Here is a 3,575-nt window from a genome sequence, read left to right as displayed (position 1 = left end):
GCCGACCAGGATCACTTCGTCGATCTCGCTCGCCTTCAGGCCGGCATCCTTGAGCGCCGCCTTGCAGGGCTCGATCGTGCGCTGCACCAGTTCGTCCACCAGGGCTTCCAGCTTGGCGCGGGTCAGCTTGATGTTCAGGTGCTTCGGACCGGACTGGTCGGCGGTGATGAACGGCAGGTTCACTTCCGTCTGCATGCCGGACGACAGCTCGATCTTGGCCTTCTCGGCGGCTTCCTTCAGGCGTTGAAGCGCCAGACGGTCGCTGCGCAGGTCGATGCCCTGCTCCTTGCGGAACTCGTCGGCGAGATAGTCGATGATCCGGGCGTCGAAGTCCTCACCACCCAGGAACGTGTCGCCGTTGGTCGACTTCACCTCGAACACGCCGTCGCCGATCTCAAGCACCGACACGTCGAAGGTGCCGCCGCCGAGGTCGTAGACCGCGATGGTGCCGGCGCCCTTCTTTTCCATGCCGTACGCGAGTGCGGCGGCCGTCGGCTCGTTGATGATGCGGAGCACTTCGAGGCCCGCGATCTTGCCGGCGTCCTTGGTCGCCTGGCGCTGGCTGTCGTTGAAGTACGCCGGAACCGTGATGACGGCCTGCGTCACCTTCTCGCCCAGATAGTTCTCGGCGGTTTCCTTCATCTTCTGAAGGATGAAGGCGCTGATCTGGCTGGGGCTGTACTTCTTGCCGTGGCTCTCGACCCACGCGTCGCCGTTGTCGCCGCCGACGATCTTGTAGGAGACGAGGCCCTTGTCCTTCTGGGTCAGCGGATCGTCGTAGCGGCGGCCGATCAGGCGCTTGATCGCGAACAGGGTGTTGTCGGGATTGGTCACAGCCTGGCGCTTGGCCGGCTGGCCGACCAGCCGCTCGCCGCCCTGGGTGAAAGCGACCATCGACGGAGTGGTGCGCGTACCTTCGGTGTTCTCGATGACCTTGGCACTGCCGCCTTCCATCACGGCCACGCACGAGTTCGTGGTGCCCAGGTCGATACCAATCACTTTGCTCATCATTCAGCCTCTTTGTTACGGCAGACCAGCAGCGGCCCGGTACTTCGGCACCGCCACGGCCCCCTCTGGTCTAAGGTCTGGGGGTTTATGGAACGGTGTTGGGGGTTTCAACGAGTTATGTCTGAGCGGAGATATAGGCAGGTGCGTGAAAGGCTGCAACCGCCGCATCCTGCCTCATTTGCACAGAATTTACCGGAAACCGGGTTCCTCGCTCACGGGGATGCAGGGCAGACGCTTCCCGCCGGGAGGGGCGCGACCGGCTGACGCAGGGACGGGCCGGGGCCTGCCACGGGGTCGATGCGGATGCGGGAGAGATGCAGCGCCGGATAACGCGTGCAGGCGCAAATTTCCCCTTCGCGCCGGCCGGTCCCGTGCTCCGACACCGGGAGGACAGCTTCTTATTTGAATCGATGGAATGACATACCACCGACAGTCTCTATTGCAATCAAGAAGAACTGCATTACTGAACAGTAACAATATTGCATACATCCGAATTTTTGCCTGAAGTTAATTATTCCTTAAAGTAATCCCGTGCAGATTTATCAATATGCTCAATTGACAGTTGCCATCAATTTTTACCTCGGCGAAAATAATCCATCCCCTAATCCCAAAGGGCTATGTTATATGTTTGGCGTGTAAGGCGAACGTCGAGTGTTCGGGGAGGCACCGCTTACGCCGCGCGGATTTTTACGGGATCTATTTTTCAGAGGTAGCTTCACCATGACCGACAGACGTCGCGATCTGGCCCTCGCGATAAAATCCTGCCTTGACAGCCTGGCCGACGATGCCGCGAACAACGATCTGGCCGATCTCGCCCATTTCGTCGGATTGGCGTCGCTCGCCGCCGAGGAAGCGGCGCAAGCCGCCGATCCACGCTCCAACATGTTGGCGGCGCTGATGACGGGCGAAGCCGGTCACTGCTGAGACCGGCATTCATTCCATCCTGGCCGATATTCAGCCTTGGCCTAATCCGGCTGCTCTTATTTCAGAATCCAGCATTCCCACGATGGCGGCGAACTCCTCGTCGCCATCGCTTTCTTCCGCCATGGCGAAGCTGAAGACGGCGATCGTGACCGCTTCCGCCATCGCCTTCCCGCGCATCCAGAGATAGATCACGAGCTTTTCGCCATCGGCTTCGGTCCGGGCGCTGTAGCTGGCGATCAGGCTGCCGTCGTCAAGCTGGTCGATGACCCGGTCGCTGCCGCGCGGGTCGTCGGGACGCACGAAGTTTTCCGCCGTCTGACGCAGGATCACGCGGGTCGCGGCAGCCAGATCGCCATCGCCGGGCGGGCCGCCGTGGCGCAGCACCTCGCTGGTGACGCGCAGCGTTCCGCCGTCTTCCTGCGGCGGCAGGAAGACGCCGATGCCGGCTTCCTGCCCTTCCAGCCAGTCGGCCGGCAGGCGGAACCGGACCCGTTTTTCGAAGAGGATGCATTTGAAGGGCGTCGAAGCTGGATCGGCCATGTTGGAGTCCGGGTTAGCGATGCGCCGGCCCTTGTGGCCGGAAATCGCCGCGAGCTTACCGCAGTTACGGGACCTGACGCGTGATCATTTCCGCGAGCTACAAGACGGACATTCCTGCCTTCTACGGCCGCTGGTTCCTCAACCGGCTGGAAGCCGGCCATTGCCTGATGGTCAACCCCTATGGCGGGCGGACCCATCGGATCGACCTGTCGGCCGATGCCGTGGACGGGTTCGTCTTCTGGACCCGCAACGCCGCTCCCTTCGGCGACGCGCTGGACGCGGTCGCCGCGCGCGGCACCCCGTTCATGATCCAGATGACGGTAACGGGCTATCCGCGGGCGCTGGAATCCAACGTGCTGGAGACGGCCCGCGCTGTGGACCAGATCCGGGCGCTGGCGCGGCGCTGGGGTCCGCGCGCCGTGGTCTGGCGCTACGATCCCGTCGTGCTGTCCTCGCTGACGGACGAGTGCTGGCACCGCGCCAACTTCGCCAGAACAGCGGAAGCGCTGAAGGGATCGACCGACGAGGTCGTCCTGTCCTTCCTCCAGCCCTACCGGAAGACGGAGCGCAACCTTGGGGCCGCGGCGTCACTCCACGGCTTCGACTGGCGCGATCCGCCGATCGACGAGAAGCGGGAGCTGCTGGCCGGTCTGGCGGCCATCGCCGCGGATGCCGGGATGACGCCGACGCTGTGCACCCAGCCGCACCTGCTGGACGTGCCGGGCGTGTCCGCCGCCCGCTGCATCGACTTGAAGCGCCTGAGCGACATCGCCGGACGTCCCGTCGCCGGACGGCGCAAGGGCAACCGCCCCGGCTGCGACTGTGCCGAGAGCCGCGACATCGGCGATTACGACACCTGCACCCAGGGCTGCGCCTACTGCTACGCCGTCAACTCCCGCACCGTGGCACAGCGCCGGCTCAAAGCGCACGACCCGGAAGGAGAGATGCTGCGGCCGGGCGGCTTGAAGCCTGCTATGCAGGCTTCTGGACGATGACGCCGTACCAGCCCAATCCCGGATAGGTTTCGTACCCGGGAGTCCGCGCGAAGCCGATCGCTTCGCCGGCGGCGGTGATCCGGCTGCCGGCCGTTTCGCCGCTGGACG

At 63.7% G+C, this 3,575-nt stretch carries 4 protein-coding genes; 2 read left to right on the top strand and 2 right to left on the bottom strand.

Annotation, left to right across the window (positions count from 1 at the left end; translation table 11 throughout):
• Positions 1-1,008, bottom strand: a 1,008-nt coding sequence (locus AC5JJ6_RS04525) for an Hsp70 family protein (protein ID WP_496040902.1), incomplete at its 3' end; no start/stop codon positions are given.
• Between the two features lie 720 nt (positions 1,009-1,728).
• Between AC5JJ6_RS04525 and AC5JJ6_RS04520 the strand changes: the two genes are divergently transcribed.
• Positions 1,729-1,932, top strand: coding sequence for a hypothetical protein (locus tag AC5JJ6_RS04520; protein WP_496040901.1), 204 nt, complete (start codon positions 1,729-1,731; stop codon positions 1,930-1,932).
• A 30-nt stretch (positions 1,933-1,962) separates the two neighbouring features.
• Here the strand turns inward: AC5JJ6_RS04520 and AC5JJ6_RS04515 are convergent, their stop codons facing one another.
• Positions 1,963-2,472 (bottom strand): hypothetical protein, encoded by a 510-nt coding sequence (locus AC5JJ6_RS04515; protein ID WP_496040900.1) that lies wholly within the window; start codon positions 2,470-2,472, stop codon positions 1,963-1,965.
• An 80-nt stretch (positions 2,473-2,552) separates the two neighbouring features.
• Here AC5JJ6_RS04515 and AC5JJ6_RS04510 point away from each other — a divergent pair, with 80 nt between their 5' ends.
• On the top strand, positions 2,553-3,467 hold the full coding sequence (locus AC5JJ6_RS04510) for a DUF1848 domain-containing protein (RefSeq protein WP_496040899.1): 915 nt from the start codon (positions 2,553-2,555) through the stop codon (positions 3,465-3,467).
• Positions 3,468-3,575 lie beyond the last annotated feature (108 nt).

The organism is Skermanella sp. (assembly GCF_059503625.1).
The sequence above is the reverse complement of the archived record's forward strand: the minus strand, read 5'-3'. Positions and strand labels throughout refer to the sequence as shown.

What these genes read in the sequence shown, in the direction of transcription:
- AC5JJ6_RS04520 (WP_496040901.1), top strand. Translation starts at nt 1,729, where the DNA reads ATGACCGACAGACGTCGCGATCTGGCCCTCGCGATAAAATCCTGCCTT.
- AC5JJ6_RS04515 (WP_496040900.1), bottom strand. Translation starts at nt 2,472, where the DNA reads ATGGCCGATCCAGCTTCGACGCCCTTCAAATGCATCCTCTTCGAAAAA.